We start from the raw sequence: 19,488 nt of genomic DNA, 5'->3' as shown, positions 1-19,488 counted from the left end.
GGCGGCCCGTCAGTCCTCGGTGCTCCGCCAGCGCGGGCTGAGCGCGATCGTCCGCAGCTGCTTGACGGTGAGGGCCGGCTCGGCGCGCGTCGCCGCCTTGTTCTGCGCGGCGGCGTTGAAGGCGCTGACGACGACCCGCAGACCGTCCTTGCGCAGGGTGTCGACGGTCCACATCACGACCCCGGCCCCGCCCTTCTCGCCCGGCCCCTGGTGGACGGCGACCCGGGTGCCGTCCTTCAGGGTCTCGGAGCCCTCGCCGAACAGCTCGTCGGCGGCGTCGGACATGCCCGGCTGCACGTTGACCTGGACCAGGCTCCTGCCCTTGCCGTCGTCGACGACCATGTATCCGAACCCGGTCTCCTGGCTGCCGTACGAGACGCGCTTCAGTTCGTCCGGCAGCAGGAGACTGAGCTTGCGCAGGATGACCCAGCCGGCCATCTCCGCGGGCCGGGTGGGCGCGCTCGCGGCGGCGGACGGCTTCTGCTGCTCCCGGGGGATCGCGTCCACGATCCGGCGCCACTCCGGGGCCGCGGCGAGCGTCCTCAACCGGGACGTCGACAGCGGGGGTTCGGGGCGGGTGACCGGCTTGCCCTTCTCCGCCGCGGCGTTCCACTCGATGACGCTGACATGCTGCCCGGCCCGGGTGACCAGGTCGGCCCCCCACGCCTTGGTGTCCTCACGGCGGTCGGGATACTCGTAACCCTGGTAGACGGTGACCGCCGACCCGTCGGGCAGGACGTCCGTCCTGCAGCTGTCGAACCCCGACTGCCCGCCGTCCGAGCAGGGCATCACGGCGGTGACGGGATCGAACTTCCCCGGGGTGTCGGTCCGGACGCGGTCCAGGCCGACGGAAATGGCCCCCTCGCCCTTGCCGTCGTCGAACACGCCCAGCGCGAGCGGCGGCAGCTCCCCCTTCGTGCCGCGCGCCTCCGTCTTGGTCAGCTTCCCCTTCGGCAGCAACTTCTTGAGCGTGCGGAACACGTCGTCCCCGGAGTACGCGGCCGGCTTGGCGCTGCCGCTCGCGGCGACGGAGGCGGGGTTCGCAGTGGGCGCGCCGCCGCGCGGTACGAGCAGCGTCCCGCCGACGCCCACGAGGGCCAGGCCGGCCACGCCGCCCGCGACGGCGGCCCTGCGCCGCAGCCGCAGCCGGCGCCCGCGGGCCTCACCTGCGGCGGCGAGCGCGCCGCCCGGCCGGTCGAAGGCGCCGCCGGCCTCGTGCAGGGCGGCGGAGAACCGCTCCTCGAAGGGATCGCTGTGCTGGTCTACGGGCATGGGGAACCACCGTCTTCCGCGTGGGATGGAGTGAAGTCGTTCTGAAGTGCGGCGGGCCGGCGGCCCGGAGCCGGACATTCGAGGCGTCGCGGGCCGGACGGCTCAGGGCCGGGCGTACTCGCTCATGTCCTCGCCGAGCAGCTGCCGCAGCCGTCCGAGGGCACGCGAGCAGCGCGTGCGCACGGCCGCCGAGCTGGCGTTCATGGCGTCGGCGGTCTCCTCGATCGAGCGGTCCTCCCAGTACCGCAGCACCACGACGGCCCGGTCCTTGGCGGGCAGCCGCCCGAGGGCCTGCACCAGCGTCAGCCGCAGCGAGGCGTCGGCGCCCCTGCCGTCGGGCAGGTCGGGGAACACGTCCACGGCCTGCTCGCGGTTGCTTCGCTTGCGCTGGTGCGCGAGGAAGGTGCGGGTGAGGACGGTCTGCGCATACCCGGCCGGGTTGTCGACCCGGGACACCCGCCCCCAGCGGACGTACAGCCTGCCGAGGGTCTCCTGAACCAGATCCTCGGCGAGGTGTGTGTCCCCGGCGGTGAGCAGACACGCCGACCGGTACAGATGCCGGGCCCGCGCCGCCGCGAACTCGGCGTACTCGTCCGCGCGGACCTGCCCCATGTACTGCCCCCTGTGTCGGTTGCCGTGCCGCCCCTCACCTCATTGATGCGGTGGGGCACGGTAAATGTTTCAGGGGGACCGAAAGTGGTCTCAGAGACCCTGCCCGGTAGGTTGCCGCTGTGACAGAGCAGCCGCCGCCTCCTCCTCCCTCCACACCGCCGGGGTTCGGGCCGCCCCCGCCGCAGTACGCCCCGCAGCAGCCGGCCGGCCCGGACTTCACGGCCGTCGACAAGCACAACGCGGTCGTCGTGGACGCGGCGGGCGTCGCCTTCGAGATGTACGACATCACCGTCGACTTCCCCTGGCCCGAGATCCGCAGCGTCCACTACAAGGCGAGCCCCAACGGCAAGGCGCTCATGGTCGCCGTGGTCCACGTCGACGGCCGGGTCTACGAATGCGTGGTCACGGCGAAGCCGAAAGACCGCCTCCACACCTGGCTCCCCCAACTGGCCTGGGTCCTTGCCCACTACCGGCCTGCGGGCTGACCAGCCGCTGGCCCCGAAGCCCTACGCCGCAACGCGCTGACAGGCTTGCTGAACTGACGCAGGCTCCACCCAGTGAACAGGCGTATCCAGGAGGGTTCCCACGCCGTGATCACACCCGTCACGGCGAGATCATTTCAGCAGCTCTGCACAGAGAAGGACGTCGACCTCCTCTTCGGCTGATGAGCCGGCGCCACCGGCTCACTGTGACCAGCAGTCACGGGACGACGCTTGGCAGCCGCAACTCAGGGCGGCTTGCATCTTCTGCAGCTTCGAAAAGAAGGGGTTTCCCTGGAATGCCGGGTACTTTCGAACCGTGTCATCGATGAGATCTTTGCAAAACTCACACGAAGCGGCTACGAGGTCATCGACCGAGCAGGTTGCGGCCGCTGGGTCCCAGGATCGCGTCACCGTCACCTCGGTGCCATCGGGAACCAGACTGATCAGGAGATCGTTTTCCGTGAAAGAGATCTGCCCGGGAATGCCTCGGTGCGCGTTCTCGGCGGCGGCCAGGACGCGGTAGACGAAGTCCAAAGCGGGAGTTCCGGGAAAATTCTCTCTCCCGAACTCGCGCATGCTCAAGCTGATATTGACGAAGAAGTAGTCGTACCGGAGATCCATTGCACTTGCTCGGTCGAGGCATGCAAGCTGCTGCTCCGTGGGCCGTTTCATCGAAGCTGGGACGAAGTGAATCTCCATGACTGACCCTCCGAAGGCTCTGGATTAACGATTCATTGCAGCAAGCGCGATCGAAGCCGCACTCACCACGGCACCCCAGAGGGGGGAATTGATGTAGTCGACGTCTTCTCGATCTCCCCCTTCCCGGGCGAGCAGACTGTCGATGGCCACAGCCAGTCCCTTCAAGGCCCCCGCCTCATCTCAACTTCTCAGAATCATCCCGACCGACGATTCAGGGTCATCGAGCACCGGGGTGTCATCGAAAAGGATGTGAAGGTTCGTTTCGAAGTCATCATAGTAACCTTCATCGGGATACTCCTTGCGAATCCACACCCGCCGCTGGTAGCCCTCATCTGATAGAGCATGGACGGCGGAGAGTACACTCTTCCGCATTTCCGGCAGTTCGACATCGTTCACGTTGCGCGATCTCCATGCCTTCTATTTCAGTCAGTCACCGGTCCTTTCCCGGTAAACGCCCGTTGATCGCTGTGATCGCTGTGATCGCTGTGATCGCTGTGATCGCTGTGATCGCGGTGCGTGCGTCGCGGGCTGTGAGGTGCCTGGGTCCGGGTGGGGCGTGAAGCCCCTGGTGGGAACGATCTCGGATCGCTCTCACCGAGGGGCGTCACGTGGCGTCCAGTGTCGCAGTGCGCAGTGGTGCTCGGTGTGGCGTGGTCGCGGAAGGGTTACGGCAGGGCGTGTACGTGGGGGCCGACCGTCGACGACCAGGCGTTGCCGGCGGTCGCGTCCCAGTGGGTCGACCAGGTCATCGCGCCGCGCAGGGCGGGGTAGGTCTTCGACGGTTTGAAGGAACCGCAGCCAGCGCCCTTCTTTATAGGCAGTCGAGGGCGTTTCGGAATTAATTGGTGACAGAGCAGCAGCCGCCGCCTCCTCCTCCGTAAACACCGCCGGGGTTCGGGCCGCCCCCGCCGCAGTACGCCCCGCAGCAGTCGGCCGGCCCGGACTTCACGGCCGTGGACAAGCACAACGCGGTCGTCGTGGACGCGGCGGGCGTCGCCTTCGAGATGTACGACATCACCGTCGACTTCCCCTGGCCCGAGATCCGCAGCGTCCACTACAAGCCGAGCCCCAACGGCAAGGCCCTCATGGTCGCCGTCGTCCACGTTGACGGCCGGGTCTACGAATGCGTAGTCACGGCCAAGCCGAAAGACCGCCTCCACGCCTGACTCCCCCAACTCGCCTGGGTCCTCAGCCACTACCGGCCTGCGGGTGGCGTACGTGGCGGCGTACCCGTAACCGCCGCCCTCCTCGCATGCGTCCGCCGCCGGGGATCTCTCCCCGGCGGCGGACGGTCTCACGAACTCGAAGGAAAAGGCCACAGCCGCATCCCTACGGCGCGTCCCGGGCTTCAATCTCCGCCAGTCCCAGCGGCTCGAGTGCGGGAACCAACCGCGCCAGGTACCAACCCAGGTCGCAGAAACGGGAGGAATCCGGCAGGTACCTGGGGTGGACGGCGACCACGAACGATACCGAGGTTCGCCCCGGATGGAACAGGAGATCACCGCCGTGGGGCCCGTCGGGAAGAAGCAGGGTCATGCCGACGGCCCTGTCCTCCCACCGCTTGTCCGCCAGCCGGGAGATGACGTCGTCCACGTCGGAAGCGGCCGCCTTCTGCCACTCGAACATGCCGTCCTCGTCGACGAGATACGGCACCTCGGTGTCCGACGGCATACGCAGTCCGGCACCGAGCAGGGCATGCAGTACCTCCGAGACCGAAATGGCCTCCCCGAAGGTGAAGTCGATGTCTACAGTTCTGGACACAAATCCGTCCTTTCCATTTGCACTGCCTCGACTCAAAGCGGCTATTGCGGCATCACGGTCCACGGAATTCCCTTCTTCTGTAGCCAGTTGGCGATCTGATCCGGAATCGGATTTTCGGTGATGATCTGGTAGGGAATTCCGCGATCCCGGGCGATCCCCGCCTTCTGCCCTTCCGTGGAGTAGAACTTGCTCAGTCGCTTGGGGTCCTTGAGCGTATCCTCGAAGAACCTTCCGGACTTTGCCTCGTACCAGGTGCCGCGGCCGGTGACCGAGTCGATGTACGCGCCGTCGAACTGGCGGCCGTTCTCCATGAACTCTCCGCCACCGCCCAGCTTCTCCTCGAGGAACCGCTCGTAGGCCTTGCCATTCTTCTCGGCGATGGCTCCGCCGCTCCCACCGCCGCCGGACGCAGCGCCGTCGGCCTCCCTGAACGCCTGACCCAGCTTGTCCGACCCCGAGTCGATGAGTGGCTTGCCGGCCACGACAAGGGAGGCTCCTCCGGCCATGGACGGAGCACCGGCCGCGCACAGGACACCCGTTCCGCACTCGACGACACCGGAGGCGAAGAGGAACATCCCGCCGCCTTCGGCGAAGGCGCCGCCAACCGTCTCGATCAGCCCGGACCAGAAGTCCCCGTTATGGACGAGGCTCGACAGGTAGTTGCCGGCGTTCGTGCTGGAGTCGTCCGACCCCGTGACGAGCTGGCATCGTTCGGCGGGGCCCACTCCACTGCAGGAGTAGCGCGGACCGCTGTTCGTGTTGCCGGAGCTGTTTGTGTGCGACGTGCCGCTGCTGGTCTCGTTGTAGTGGACTGGGCCACAGCTACCGTGGTGGCAGCTGCCGGCACCCGGGTGTCCCGGGTCGATAGGGCCGTCCGTGATGATATTCCCGGAACCGTCACCCTTGGGGGTACCGACGCCACAGACGTCTGCAAAGCAGAGGCCACTTGGGTCGGACTGAGTGACCGGGGCGTTGCCGGCATAGCTGTACCCGTTGAGTGACTGGTGTTGTTCCAGCGCAAGGATCGGGTCGACGCTGATGAACTGGCCGATGGTGGTGTCGTACTCGCGGGCGCCGACGTGAGTGAGGCCGGTTGTGTCGTCGGCCGGCTTGCCGAGGAATGCTTTGTCGTCCGGCCACGATGCCTTGCTGCCGCGTGGTGCGCCGAACGGGGTGCTGTAGCGCTTGGTGGCCGCGTAGGTGGCGGCGTCGAGGGTGATGCTGGAGGTGCCGTGGTGGTCGGAGGCGAGGAAGCTGAGCTTTGTGCCGGAGACCCCGGAGGTGGCGGTGCGGACGGCGATGGTCTGGCCGTTGGCCGTGTAGTAGCGGGTGCCGGAGGCGGTCTTCGTGGTCCCCTTGGCGGTCAGGCGGAGTTCCGTGCCGCCGCCCAGGTAGAGGATGGTGTCGCCGTCACCCTTGGCGCGGCGGATGAGGAGTTCGCCGCCGGCGTCGTAGAGGTAGCTGGTCTCCTTGGTTTTCTCGGTGAGCTTGGTCAGATTGCCCTCGATGTTCCAGTCAAGGGTCTGCTGGTTGGAGGAGCCGGGGCGCGATGTGGTGTTGCCGCTGTTGTCGTAGCGGTAGGCGCCGGAGCGGTCGCCGGTCGTCTTGTCGAGGGTGTGAGGTCTGTTGTCGGCTGTGGAGTCGTCGTAGACGTACGTGGTGGTCTTGTCACCGGCCGGGGCGTGCTGGGTTTCCGTCTGGCGCTGGCCCGCGGTGTTGAACGTGTACGACGTCCAGTACGGGGCGGCGCCGTCGAGGTTGGCAGTGGTTCGACCGGACGTTGCGCAGTCGGCGGCTTTGGGTGTCCAGGCTTCGGTCATGCGGCGGTTGCCGTCGTAGGCGAAGCACTGGTAGTCGGCCTTGGCGGTGCCGCCCTGGGTGGTGGCGTCGAAGATGGAAGTGACGTTGCCCGCGTCGTCCTGGGTGAACTTCAGCTCCTGCGGCATATAGCCGTGGACGTCGTCGGTGACGTAGGAACGGGTCAGGCGGCGAGTTCCGTCCTCGTAGTCCCAGTTGAGGTAGGCCTTCTTCGCCGAGGACGTGGGGTCCTTGCCCAGCGTGAGCTGGCGCAGGTCGCCCTGCGGGGAGAAGGCGGCACCCTGCAGGTAGCCGGTGGTGCCCTTCGCGGTGAGCTGCATCCCCAGCGCGTTGGAGGTGTAGGAGACGGTTTCGGCGGCAAGGCCGCCGGCGGCGGGTGCGGAGTACTGGCTGATGGTGCCGTCGAGGTTGTAGCCCGTGGTGAACGACAGCGTCTTGTTTATGTACCCGCCGGAGACGAGGGGTTCGGTGTCGGGCAGAAGCAGCTGGCTGTTGGTCACCCGGTACATCGAGTCGTAGGCGGTGACCTTCTGGGTGTAAGCCTTGCCGCTCACGCCTCCGTCGTAGCGGGTGGCGGTGTCCTGCTGTCCCTTGGCCACCTCGTCGAAGCCCCAGGCGGCGAGCTTGTTGGCATCACTCTTGTCGGCCTGCCACATACCGGTCTTGCGGCCAAGGACGTCGTACTCGAAAAGCAGCTTCTTCGAGGCATCGTCGTTGGGGGTGGTGCTGACGATCTGGTCGAGTTCGTTGTACTCGGCGCTGGACTTGCCCTTGTCGGGGTCTGTCGTGGTGACCTGGCGGCCGAAAAGGTCGTAGGTGTAGGACCACTTGGTCTGGTCGGGGCCGGTGACCGTCTCCTGCTGGCCTGCCGGGGTGTAGGTGTAATCGGTCGTGGTGTAGTCCGTGCCGGTCGGGTTCGGACCTGCGTACTCGCGGCGCTGGCTGGTCTGACCGAGTGCGTTGGTGACCACGGCGGTGGCCTGTCCGCCGGTCGGGGCGGTGGTGGAGACGGTGTCGCCTGCGTAGGTGGTGTCCGTCGTCCAGCGGGTGACGCCGTGGACCTTCGTCACCGCCTTCGTGGCCCGGCCCGCCCCGTCGTACGTCGTATCGGTCTCGATGGGGGCCTGACCGCCGTCTATCTGAGCGGGCTTGGCGCTGGGCAGTGAGGTGTTGTCCCAGATGTCGGACTGCTGGCTGACCGCGAGACCGCGTGCGTCGTAGAGGGTCTGGGAGATGAGTCGGCCACCCTGAGGGGTCGGCGTCTGGACCTGGCGTGAGCGCAGAAGGGAGTCGTAAAGCTCGTAGGCGGTGTTGTAACCGGACCCGTCGTACTTGAGGGCCGCGGTGGAGGTCCAGGACAGGCCGGAACTGGTGACCTGGTAGCCGTAGACGTAGTTCGGAGTCCTTCCGATCGCCTTGGAGCGGTTGGGCAGCCAGAGTCTGGTGATGCGGCCGAGGCTGTCGTACTCGCTTTCTGTGACCTTGTTGTTGGAATCGGTGACGTTGAGGGTCGCACCGGTCGCGAAGTCCAGGACCGTGCTCGTCGTGTAATCCTTCACGTCGGTGACCACCGTCGACGTGAGTGGGCCGGCCGATGCGGGCGTGTAGGTGGTGAAGGAGACCTTCTGACCGTTGGTGTTCTTGACGAGCTGAAGGCGGCCGAGCGTGTCGTAGGTCGTCGTCGCGATCTTCTGCCAGATGGGAGTGTCGTCGCTGCCGTAGCCCCTCACCCGGCCGGTCCAGGTGGCTTCGCCTTTGACGGGCGTCTGTGACGCCGCCCAGGTGGTGGCCGTGCTGTCGTCGTAGACGGTTGCGCTGTCGGAGATGAGCTGACCAGCCCGCTTGGAGTCGGCCGGCAGGTCGAGTGACGCATCCGTGGTCGCGCAAAGAGCAGCTACCGTACGGACGCGGGAGACGAGGGAGTTGATGCCCTTGTCGTCGTTACGGGCATACCAGGTGCGGGTGCATTTCTCGTCATCCTTGACGGCGTCGTCGCCTTGGTCCTCGACGGTTTGGGCCATGCCGTAGTCGTCGTAGGTCGTCTTGACCGTATGCACCCGGTCGTACGGGGTGAGCTTGCTGGTGATGTTGGTGCGGGTGTGGGTGGCTGCTGTGCGGATGTAGTACGCCTCGGTGTCGGCGTATGACTTGTGCTGGGTCGCAGTCCTCTTCGACCAGGGATCGTTGACGGTGCCGGCCACTTCAGTGGTGCCGTTGTAGGTGACGGACTCACGGGTGAAGCCCGCGTACTGCTCCGAGTCGATGATCCCGCCCGCCTTGACGGCGGAGACGGTGACGGTTTTGCGCTTGTCCGGGTCGAGGGTTTTGCCGTCCGAGTCGAGTACGCGGTCGCCGTTCATGCCGCGCAGGTAGACCGTGGTCTGCTTGCTCTGTGTCTGTCCGGTGACGCCGGTGAGATGGGTGACCTGCTGGAATCCGCGCCAGATGGACCAGGTGCGTTCCTTGGCGGGCGTGAACGGGTTTTCGTCGTAATGCCAGGCTCCGCCGCCGGTGTACTGGTAGCTGTGCTGGACGGCTTCGGAGCCGCCCTGGGGGTCGGTGGTGGAGACGGCGCTGACCGGGTACTTCTGGAACCAGTCGAGAATCGGGGACTTCTCGCCGTTGGGCGACCAGTAGACCGGGTAGCAGCGCTTGGAGTTCTCGTCCAGCTTGGGCTTGGCACCGGAGGCGGTGCAGTCGGCGTCCAGGTAGGTGACGATCGTCTGCGCGCCGGTCTCCGAGGTGACGGTTTTCAGGCGGGGCTTGTTCAGCGGGAGGATGTTGTCGGTGCCGTCGACGCGGTTGGACATCATGACGTGGCTGAACCGGACGGGGTCCAGGGACAGGTCGGTGCCGCGTTTGCCGGTGTGCTTGATCTCGTCGAGCCACAGCGACTCGTCCGTGGAGTCACCTGTGTCGCCCGGGTCGAGGTAGAGGTGCTTGAGCGACCATGCGTCCACGGCCTCGAAGGCGGGGGTGGATGCTGCCGCGTTCCACGCGTAGGTGGTGATCGCGGTCATGCGCTTGCGGGTGAAGAACGTCGGGCCGGTGTTACCGGTGCACTTGTCGCCGTCCTTGCAGATCGCGTCGAACGGCACGTCCGGCCAGTTGTCGCGGGTGTCTTTGGTCAGCGAGTCACAGCCACTGCCCGAGGCAAGACAGCGTTCGCCGTAGCTGAAGACCACCTTGTCCGAGGCTGCGGGTGAGCCCGAGAACAGAGTGTCTGCGCGCTGGCCGTAGCGGATCTCTCTGAGGTACCCGCCGCGGACGTAGTCGGTGCCGGCATTGTCGTCGCCGAGCTTGTCGTAGCTGTTGTGCTCGGCGGCATACCAGTAGGACATGGCGTTGCCGTGGGTGTCCTCGACGTAGTCGAGGTTCCAGCGCCAGGCCTGGGTCTTGTCGCGGTCGGAGAAGGAACTGCCTTCCGAGTACCCCGGCTCGCCGGTGTCGTCTCCGAAAACCGGTACGGTCCACACCGAGTTGGTGCGGTCGCCGGCACCGGCGCCGGAGAGCTTGTTCAGGCCGAAGACGTACTTCGTGCCGTTGCCCGTGACGACCGTCCAGTATTCGCCCTTGTCAGCGCCGTTGTCGGCGCCGGTGGAGTGGATGACGGTGGACGCGTCGTCGTCCTTGAGTCGCCACCTGCCCGTGATGTCGTCCTTGACGAGTTCGGTGGACTTGCCGTTGAGGACGAGCGAGGCGTTGTCGTACTTCCAGCACAGGTCGTTCTTGTCGTCCTGGCCGTCGTCGTCGCAGGAGCCGTACTTGCGCTCGACATAGGAGGAGGTCAGTTCAAAGCCGGTGCCTACCTGGCTGCCCTGGTTGTTCGAGTTCGCAGTCTGGCCGTCGACAGCGCCGGAGTCGTAGGAGATCGACAGGTCCGGGGCCGGGCCGGCTGCGGCGGGCGGCACTCTGAGGGGATAGGACCACGTAAACGTGCCGGATGAGCCGCCGGCCTCCCAGGTGGAGGAGGCAGACAGTGAGGTCGCCTTGTAGCTGCCGGCTCCGGACTTCGCGCCCGCTGCGACGGCGACCAGCATCGTCTGGCCACCGGTGGCGAAGCTCACCGGTGCCGCGATCCTGTTCTTGGCACGATTGTTCACCGAGTTCAGGTCAGCTCGCTTGTGGCACCGAGCTGCCGTCGGATTCTGGAGAGCGCAGTCGGGCAGGCGCTGGACCTGGAGGCGGCCGGCCCAGTCACCGCCGTAGGCGGAAGCGAAAGACGAGTAATCGATGTCGAGGCGTGTGCTGCCGCCGGTTTCGGGGCCGGTGAGCTTGAGGGCGACTCCGTCTACGCCGAGTGCGGCGGTGGCCTTCTGGTCGAGAACCTCTACGCCGATGGAGGAGGCATTGTTGCCCGTGCCGGCAGCCGCAGCGCTGACTGGCAGTGAGCCGGGGGTTGCCTCGGCGGCACCCTTGGCGGGGACGGTCAGTGACGCCTTTCCGGCTGTCGGCCAGATGACCTTGCGCTGCTGATCGTGCCGCGCCCTGGCGGCTGCCGCTCGGTCGGCCTTTTCGGCGTTGCGTACTTCGGCGGCAGCCTTTTGGTTCACCTTTGCGGTGAACGCAGTGACCTTGGTGGCGTGCGGGGCTTCCAGGTGTGGCCGGCCCAGCGGGTCGTTGCCCGCGGCGAAGGCGACAGGGGTCAGCAGTCCCGGCAGCAGGGCCAGGCCGGTTGCGGCGGCGATACGCCGGGACCACTGCTTCCCGGTCCTGCGCCCGTGACCTGTGGGAGGTCTGGGTATGCCAAAGGGATTCATCAAGTCTCTTCCTGCGAGACGCCCGCGGTCTGACGGGCGCATGCCATGAGGGAGAAAGGGCCGTACGAGGCCGGCAAGCATGAGCGGGGCTACCCCCTGCGACGTGCCTCGGGGCACCCGAGTGTGTGGGGCCAGGGCAGGAAGGCGGTTCTGCCCTGGCGGGTGGATTGAGGGTCAGCCGCCGAAGATCTGACTGGAAATCTGGTCGGCGGTCATCGCACCGGTCCACATCCGCAGGTCCTGCAGCGAACCAGGCAGGTAGTGGCCAGTCGTGCCGCCTTGGCTGCCTCGGCCGACGGTGAGGGCTCCGGTGCCGTACTGGGCGGCGGCGAAACCGGCTGCGTCATCGGAGGGCGGGTTGGACTCGTTGACGAACAGGTGCAGTCTGCCGTGACGGGTCTCCGTCTTCGTGGCATCGGCCGGGTCTGTCCACTGCCATGCCTCCTGAGCGTCGAAGACGCCGGTGACCTGCACCCACGTGTCGGTCTGAGCGTCGTCGCCCAGCACCTCGGCGCTCTGGCTGACCTTGCCGTCGGCGCCGACGGCCGTGCGGGTGAACTTCCACTGGTAGACGCCGACTGCGGGCTTGACCACCCACAGCGCCCACGAAGACTCGCCCGCACTTGCCTGCTGCGCGGCCACCTGCGCCTGGTAGCCGACCGGCTTCTTGGCCAGTGCTTCAGAATCCAACCGGGTCCTGGCCGAGACGGTGAATGAGCCGCTCTCGTCGACGACCGTACCGGCCAGGGTGGCGTAGCCGGAAACGCCGTCCATCACCAGAGCGTTGCCGCCCGTGGCCCCATCCGCGTCCACCCTCGCGCCGCTGCCGGAAACCGTCAGGTTCGGGAGGCGGTAGCCGGAGGTTTCCTGGATCTGGGTGCCCACCGAGGATTCCGTGTTCCAGTGGGCGACGAGTTCGGTGGCCGGCACGCCGTCCTGCAGGAGCTGGGACTCGTCGGCGATCTCGTCCGAGGTCAGCACACGCTGCCAGACGTTGATCTCGTCGAGGCCGCCGCGGAAGTTTCCGCCGTAGAGCCCGCCGGACAGGGAACGACCGAACATCAGGCCGCCATTGGCGAACCAGGGCTGATAGGCGCCGGAGACCGCGCTCAGTACGACGGGTTTGCCCTGCGGGCGGCCGTTGACGAACACCTGGATGGTGTCGTTCGTCTTGTCCATGTCCTTCTTGGTGTCGAACACAGCGGCCAGATGCGTCCACACCTTCGTCGGCGGGTTTGGCGCATCAGAGAGCGAGCGCACGTAGACCGGGGTGTCCTTGACGTCGGCTGCCGTACGTTGGAACACCCACTTCTTGTCGGTGGCCGAGTAGTACAGGGTGAAGGCCGACGCGTTGGTGCCAGGCGCTGCCATCACGACCTGGTCCTTCGTGGTGTCGACAAGATTCACCCAGGCGGAGAGCGTGAAGGAGTCCTGACTGTTCACAGCCGGGGTATCGGTGGCGGCATAGCCGGCGCGTGCTGTCGTGTCCGAAGTGTCGTTGAGCCACAGGGAGTAATCGTTCGGGCCGCGGCGTCCGCGGTTGGACCATTCGACCCCTGAGGTGTAGAGAGTGGCGTCATGCCGGATGCCTTCGGTCGCGGTGTCCCGGGCAGTCCTTACATCCGGCTTGGACAGGACATCGTCGAAGTGCCAGGTGCCCGTGGGACCCATGGCCGGGGCGACCTTGAACAGGAACTCCGCAGGTGTGCCCCACCGGTTTCGGACGTCTTTGGCTTCGACGGAGAGGACCTGCGTGCCCGCCAACGACGGGGTGACGTCCGTGACGGCGGCGGTGGGCCCGGTGACCTCTTTGGTGTCCTTGGCAGACGTGGTCAGCAGCCGCCAGCGGTACCCGGTGATGTCCTTGTCGGCCGTGTTGGGTGTGAAGGTGAAACTGCCCGGCACACCCGGCCCACCCTGACCGTCACACAGATTCGCCGTGCACTGGGTGTACGGGGTGCCGGTGCTGACGGTGGGAGCCTTCGGCGCGGTTGAGTCGATCTTGAAGTAACACCAGGAGGAATACGGGGAGTACAGGTCTCCGGGCTTACCGCCCCACGTCCAGTGGGACCGAGTGCGCGAACGCAGTCGGTACAGGCCGCCATCGGCCCCCTTTGACAGGCGCAGCTTCTCCAGGGTCTCGTCCGGGTCCCAGCCCGCATCCGGGCGATTGCCGGTCCACACCTGATGCCAAGCCGCGTCGTCACCGCGCTCGACGGCGAACTGCGCCTGGAGCGAACCCTTTTCGTCGGTGGTGCGCGGCGTGACCCTGGCCTGTGTGCGCGCCTGGAGCATCGGGTCGAGGCGGGTGACGATCAAGGGGTCGGAGGAGGACGTCTTGCAGTATGCGGTGGTCCCGTCACCGGGGATCACACCGACGGAGGTCGGCACGCCGGGCTGGACTGTGTAGATGACCTGGAGGACGGCGTTGTCGTCGAAGCGCTTCCACGCGTCGGGGTCGGACTCGTCCTTGGCCTTGAGCGCCAGCGTCAGCCGGGAGATCTTGCCGTCGGCGTAGCTGCGCACCGTAGAAGTGAGGTTCTCGTCGCTCTCGGCGGAGTTGTCGTTGAACTCGACCCACCGGTCGGGCTGGTCGGGGTTGCACTGGTTGCCACGACCCGCGGAGATGTTCTGGTCGCCCATCAAATCCAGCAGTTTCGGGCCAGGCCACCTGGTGCCCTCGGAGATGTTGTCGGTGCGCACCAGATCAACCCAATGGGGAGAGCAGGAGAACGACCATGTCTCATACGCGCGGAAGGTGGCATCCAGCACGTTCTTGCCGGACAGTTTGGAGGGGGCGAACTGGAAGTACATGCGGTTGGTGTAGTTGTTGCCGCAGTAGTACGGGCCCGAGACGCTACAACGGCCGACGCCGTAGTCACCGTTGAACTGCCAGAACTTGTCGCCGTCCGAAGAGAGCACGGTCCGCTCGGACACGCTCAGACCCACCGAGGGGTCGATGCGTACCGGGTAGACAGTGTCCTTGCCGCGCAGCAGGGCGAGGTCGGGCTTGACCGCGACGGCATCGTCCGTGACTGTCACCGGCATCACCGTGCTGACGTCACCGGACCGCGGCTGAGTGCCGTACTCCACCGGGTCGGGCATTTCCGCGGTGGACAGTGCGGTGTCGGTGACCTTCGCGGTCCGGGTACCGGAGCCGAGCCGGGTGACCGCCGTGAGCTGCGTACTGGTGCCGTCGCCGGACTTGTTGCTTGCGCTGCTCATGCCCTTCTCGGCGGTTTCGCCAGAGGAGTCCCACATCTGGCCGGCCGGGCCGTGGAAGACGGTGTTGCCGTTCCCGTCCACTGCGCGCACGCCACCCCCCGCGCCTGGCAGCACCTGCAGGTCCGGGGACGACACCGGTAGCTGAATGCGTTCCAGTGCCGAATCGGCAGCGGCTTCGGCCGACTTCACGACGAGAACCTCACGATAGCCCTCGGCCGTCGCAGTCAACTCCAGATCCACGCCTTCGATGACCTCGGCATAGACGGCCTTCGCGCCGTCGAGGCGCGGCTCGGGCAGCCTGCCCGGCCAGTTCAGGCGTAGCGTTCCTCGCTCGCTGCCCAACTTCACCATGGCATCGTTCCCGCCGCCCGAGAACGACAGGTTCACCACAGTTGACTTGGGCCCGACAGTGCCATCCGGGCGACGCACCAGGGTGGTGTCAACCGGATCCCATGAACCGTCATCGGCGTGCACACGCTGCGGTGACGCCGATTGCGTCAGTGTGAAGGTGCCGTCCGGATTCGCCTTCGTAATCGAGTACTCGGTTCGATCCGCTGTTACTTCCACCGGCTCACCCGACGCCTGAGCCCGCGCCGATGCGGTCGCCCCACCGACTGCATCGGCCGATGTCTTATTTGCCGCGGCAGACGCCGGGACCGCCATCGGCAGAACAGGCAGTGCCGACACCATCAGCGCAGCCATGATTCCCCCAGCGGCCGTGCGTCTCGGTCGCCGTGGCCTGCACACGGGCACCGCAAACCCCCACTCCGACTTCACGGAGTCCCCCCATGTATGAAATTTGCAAAAAGGTCCCGCACGGTAAACGATCGCCCACCTGTACATGTCAACCGGAATTGGGGTGGCTCACACCCCAAGTGCCGTTGCTTCTTCTGTCCGCACTTCAGGCTTTAATCAGCCATCGAGTGGAGGCGTCGTCGACTGCAGCGGAATAGGGCGTAAGGTGCGGAATCTGGTGAGGGGCCCCGCCGTAAGCCGCCCGTGATACCTATTCATTCTTCAAGGTGTCGAAGGGTGATTCGGCCGTGGTGTCGTCTGCGTGGCGAAGGGCACAGGACGTCCATCGGCTCTGCCGCGTCGCCCTCCGCACTCATGTTCCCCAAGATCACATGGGGTGGTCACGGAAGGCAACGCGGCATTGCGCCAGGTCGGCCGATTACGGCAGGGCGTGGACGTGGGGGCCGACCGTCGACGACCAGGCGTTGCCGGCGGTCGCGTCCCAGTTGGTCGACCAGGTCATCGCGCCGCGCAGGGCGGGGTAGGTCTTCGACGGTCTGAAGGAACCGCAGCCGGTGCCCTTCGTCAGGCAGTCGAGGGCGTTGTCGACCACGGCCGGGGAGACGTAGCCGCTGCCCGCGCCGCGGGTGGAGGCCGGTACGCCCAGGCCCACCTGGGACGGGGACAGGCCGCCCTCCAGCTGGATGCAGGCGAGGGCGGTGAGGAAGTCCACCGAGCCCTGCGCGTACACCTTGCCGTCGCAGCCCAGCATGGAACCGCTGTTGTAGTACTGCATGTTGACGACCGTGAGGATGTCCTTCACGTTCAGCGCCGTCTGGAAGTAGGCGTTCGACGTCGACTGCATGTCGATCGTCTGCGGCGCCATCGTGAGGATCATCGACGGGCCCGCCTTCGCGGACAGGGAGCGCAGCGCCTGTGACATGTACGTCGCATTGAGGCCGTTCTCCAGGTCGATGTCGACGCCGTCGAAGCCGTACGTCTGCATCAGCGCGTACACCGAGTTCGCGAAGTTCGCGGCGGAGGCGGAGTCGTTCACCGAGACGGAGCCGCGCTCACCGCCCACCGAGACGATGACCTTCTTGCCGGCGTTCTGCTTCGCGCGGACGTCCGCCTTGAACTGGTCGACGGTGTAACCGTTCAGTCCGGCGGAGTCCAGGGTGAAGGTCACCGCGCCCGGCGTCGTCGTCGCGTCCGCGAAGGCCACGGCGATGATGTCGTACTGGGCCGGGACGTCCGAGATCCGCTGGACCGCCGCGCCGTTGTTGAAATTCTGCCAGTATCCGGTCACGGCGTGCCTGGGCAGGGCGCCACCCCCGGTGTCGCCGCCCGGGGCGGTCGTGCCGGTGGCCGTCGCCGATCTCGCCGACTCGCCCGCCGCGTTGACCGCCGTGACCTGGAAGCCGTACGACGTCGACGCCGCGAGCCCGGTCACCGTCGCGGACGTGCCCGTCACCGCCGTCACCTTCGTGCCCGCGCGGTAGACGTTGTACCCGGTCGCGCCGGAGACGGCGTTCCAGGCCAGGGAGACCGACGACGACGTCGTCCCCGTGACGGTCAGGCCCGCCGGTGCGGACGGGACCGTGGGCGTGGGGTCGCCGCCCCCGCCGCCGTCCGGGCCCTGCACCGAGACGTCGTCGGCGTAGTAGGCCGCCTGGCCGTACCAGCCGTGCGTGTAGACCGTCACGGACGTCGTCGCCGAGCCCGTGGTGAAGGTCGTCGTCAGCTGCTTCCAGGACGACGAGTCGGGCGTCCAGGTCGAGACGTCCGTGGTGCCTGTGCCGGTCACGCCGAGGTAGGTGTAGCCGCCCTGCACCCAGGCGCCGAGCGAGTACGTCGAGTTGGGCTTCACGGCCACGGTCTGGGAGCACCGGGCGTTGTCCTGGCCGGCCGGCGTCGCCTTCAGCGCGGCCGCGCCGCCGTGCACGGGCGAGGAGACGGTGGCGCCGCTGCCCGCGGAACAGCTCCAGCCGGTCAGGCCGGACTCGAAGCCGGCGTTCTTCGCGTTGTTGACGTCCGCGGCGGACGCCTGAGCCGCGCCCGCCAGGGTGAGGGTCAGCGCGGCGGTCACCGCGCCCGACCAGAGTCGTGTCGATCTTTTATGTGGGGACATGACAACAAGTTGGTCCAGACCAATTCCGTTGTCAAGGGGTCGTCGCCGGGTCCGCTTGTGGAGGACCGGTGTGCGTAACCTGCCCCGGTTTGGCGGGACTTGCGCGAGGAAGACTTGCCCGGCAGCTACGGAAAGCTGTTCTCCGGCCACAGGGGCGTGGATACAGTGCTGAGGTAGTCACGCAATGAAGTCACCCCGGTGCACCGGAGTAGCGCCGGTGGACCGGACCGCGGGAATCGGGGAGCTGCGCGTGCCAACAGCCATTGCCGTGACCGGCGCCGACCTGGCGCTGTCGCCGCAGGACGAACGCACCCTGCCCGCCGCCGTGCTGGACGGCCTCGACCAACAGCCGCTGGAGGACGCCCTCGCCGCTGTCCAGTCGCTCGTCGACCAGCACGGACATCTGATCGTCGTGTACTCGCGGGCCGTGCCCATCGCCGTGGAGCAGCGGCTGCACACCATCCGCTCCCTCCTCGAGAGCGACCGCATCGCCCTCTTCCGCCCCGACCTCCCGCCGCTCGCCGTCGCCGTCCTGGTCCGCCAGTTGCGTCAGCTCGCCTCCTGCGATCTCGGGCCCGGCGTGCTCGCCTCCGCGGGCCGGCTGCTCACCCACTACCTCCACGCGGGCGCCCTCCTCGGCTCGGTCGCCCGGCTCGACCGGGTGCCCGGCGTCGGCCTGAAGTCGCACGCCCGGTCATGGGTGCCCGGCAGCCAGTTCGGCGTGCTGGCCCACCCCAAGCCGGAACTCGTGAAGGCCACCCCCGAAACGGTGCTGCCGGGACCCGAGTTCGGCACCTGGCTGCTCGTCGCCCGCGGACACCTGCAGTCCGACTGGGTCACGGACGTGCTCGCCCCCGCCTGGCGGGTGCAGGGGCTGCGGGAGACGGAGCTGCCCGCCGAGTCCGCCGACTGGTGGGGCACCGGCAAGGCGATCGAGTTCTGCGCCTACCTGCCCGACCTGTCCGTCCTCTACCAGCTGGTCGCCTCGGTCCGCCAGGGCGTGTGCCACTGGTGCGGCATCGACGTCATCGGCGACCGCTGCGTCTTCTGCTCCGCCACCCCGCCGTCCGCCTCCGAACTCGCCGTCCGCTCCGCCCGCGAGCTCACCGCGGGCGGCTGAGACGGCACGGCCCGCCCACCGCCCGCTTTCCACCGCCCCTTTCCCTCAGCTCCTTCCGGTTCCCTCAGCTCCCTCCGCTTCGCTCCTCCGCTCCGCCCGATCGTTCCCGTCCGTCCGTCCGTCCGCCCGACCCGACTCCCGACGAGGTTGTACGGCTCATGAACTCCCGTCAGCGCCGCGGCGTGATCCTGCTCATCCTGTCGATCGTGTGCGCCCTCGGCGCCTTCGCCGGCGTGCTCTCCGTCATCGACGACGTGAAGTCCAAGGTCGGCCCCGAGGTCAGCGCGTACGAGCTGCGCTCCGACGTCGCGCCCTACACGGCCCTGAGCGCGGGCCAGTTCAAGAAGATAGCGATGCCGGAGCGCTGGCTGTCCGAGAACGCCGTCACCGACCTCGCCACCATCCGCGGGAAGATCGCCGTGACGACGCTGCGTAAGGGCTCCCTGCTGCAGAGCGACATGATCGTCGACCAGCCCGCCCTGCAGCCGGGTCAGCAGGAGGTCGCCATCATGATCGACGCGGCGACCGGCGTGGCCGGCAAGATCACCGCGGGTTCGTCCGTCAACGTCTACGCCACCTTCGAGGGCGCCCGCGACAGCGACCCCGACCAGTCGAAGATCATCGTCACCAACGCCCGGGTCCTCGACGTCGGCGAGCTGACCGCCCTCGAGCCGGACGAGAAGAACCGCAGCCAGTCGCCCAAGGACGCGGTGCCCATCACCTTCGCGCTGTCGACCCTTGACGCCCAGCGCATCACGTACGCCGAGTCGTTCGCCAAGCGCGTCCGCCTCGCCCTCGTCGCGCCAGGCGGCAGCGCCACGATCCCCGACAAGGACCGTACGTACGAACTCGCCACGGACAAGTGAGAGGCCG

The 19,488-nt window shown here is 67.2% G+C and carries 12 protein-coding genes; 4 read left to right on the top strand and 8 right to left on the bottom strand.

The genetic code is table 11. The features are described from left to right. Positions 1 to 9 precede the first annotated feature (9 nt). Entirely contained in the window at positions 10 to 1,272 is a 1,263-nt protein-coding gene (locus OHS82_RS16505; protein WP_328434081.1) for a hypothetical protein, read from the bottom strand. A 102-nt stretch (positions 1,273 to 1,374) separates the two neighbouring features. Then, positions 1,375 to 1,884, bottom strand: a complete 510-nt coding sequence (locus tag OHS82_RS16500) for a SigE family RNA polymerase sigma factor (protein WP_328434080.1) — start codon at positions 1,882 to 1,884, stop codon at positions 1,375 to 1,377. A gap of 119 nt (positions 1,885 to 2,003) precedes the next feature. Between OHS82_RS16500 and OHS82_RS16495 the strand changes: the two genes are divergently transcribed. Then, a complete protein-coding gene (locus OHS82_RS16495) occupies positions 2,004 to 2,369 on the top strand; it encodes a hypothetical protein (protein WP_328434079.1) in 366 nt (121 codons plus the stop codon). A gap of 198 nt (positions 2,370 to 2,567) precedes the next feature. On the opposite strand, the gene OHS82_RS16485 is transcribed toward OHS82_RS16495, so the two are convergent. Together OHS82_RS16485 and OHS82_RS16480 are read right to left on the bottom strand one after the other, a co-directional pair. After that, on the bottom strand, positions 2,568 to 3,065 hold the full coding sequence (locus tag OHS82_RS16485; protein WP_328434078.1) for a hypothetical protein: 498 nt from the start codon (positions 3,063 to 3,065) through the stop codon (positions 2,568 to 2,570). Between the two features lie 180 nt (positions 3,066 to 3,245). After that, positions 3,246 to 3,461 carry an SCO4402 family protein gene (locus OHS82_RS16480; protein ID WP_328434077.1) on the bottom strand — a complete coding sequence of 72 codons (216 nt, stop codon included), beginning with the start codon at positions 3,459 to 3,461 and terminating at the stop codon, positions 3,246 to 3,248. Positions 3,462 to 4,018: 557 nt separating this feature from the next. On the opposite strand from OHS82_RS16480, the gene OHS82_RS16475 reads away from it, so the two are divergent. Then, positions 4,019 to 4,231: a hypothetical protein gene (locus OHS82_RS16475; RefSeq protein ID WP_328434076.1), complete on the top strand. Its 213-nt coding sequence runs from the start codon at positions 4,019 to 4,021 to the stop codon at positions 4,229 to 4,231. A gap of 163 nt (positions 4,232 to 4,394) precedes the next feature. Here the strand turns inward: OHS82_RS16475 and OHS82_RS16470 are convergent, their stop codons facing one another. The 4 genes from OHS82_RS16470 to OHS82_RS16455 form a co-directional block, all read right to left on the bottom strand. Beyond that, a complete protein-coding gene (locus tag OHS82_RS16470) occupies positions 4,395 to 4,826 on the bottom strand; it encodes a hypothetical protein (RefSeq protein WP_328434075.1) in 432 nt (143 codons plus the stop codon). Positions 4,827 to 4,867: 41 nt separating this feature from the next. Beyond that, the gene (locus OHS82_RS16465) at positions 4,868 to 11,404 is read right to left on the bottom strand and encodes an RHS repeat-associated core domain-containing protein (protein WP_328436070.1); all 6,537 of its coding nucleotides are present in this window, start codon (positions 11,402 to 11,404) and stop codon (positions 4,868 to 4,870) included. A gap of 174 nt (positions 11,405 to 11,578) precedes the next feature. Beyond that, positions 11,579 to 15,331 (bottom strand): LamG-like jellyroll fold domain-containing protein, encoded by a 3,753-nt coding sequence (locus OHS82_RS16460; protein ID WP_266724152.1) that lies wholly within the window; start codon positions 15,329 to 15,331, stop codon positions 11,579 to 11,581. Between the two features lie 472 nt (positions 15,332 to 15,803). Beyond that, a complete protein-coding gene (locus OHS82_RS16455; protein WP_107105388.1) occupies positions 15,804 to 17,495 on the bottom strand; it encodes a chitinase in 1,692 nt (563 codons plus the stop codon). Positions 17,496 to 17,745: 250 nt separating this feature from the next. Here OHS82_RS16455 and OHS82_RS16450 point away from each other — a divergent pair, with 250 nt between their 5' ends. Next, positions 17,746 to 18,615 (top strand): hypothetical protein, encoded by an 870-nt coding sequence (locus OHS82_RS16450; protein WP_328434074.1) that lies wholly within the window; start codon positions 17,746 to 17,748, stop codon positions 18,613 to 18,615. Positions 18,616 to 18,773: 158 nt separating this feature from the next. Next, positions 18,774 to 19,481, top strand: a complete 708-nt coding sequence (gene cpaB, locus OHS82_RS16445; RefSeq protein ID WP_057584455.1) for a Flp pilus assembly protein CpaB — start codon at positions 18,774 to 18,776, stop codon at positions 19,479 to 19,481. Positions 19,482 to 19,488: the final 7 nt, after the last annotated feature.

Source organism: Streptomyces sp. NBC_00425, from assembly GCF_036030735.1.
Lineage (GTDB): Bacteria > Actinomycetota > Actinomycetes > Streptomycetales > Streptomycetaceae > Streptomyces.
This window is presented reverse-complemented; position numbering and strand designations above follow the sequence as displayed.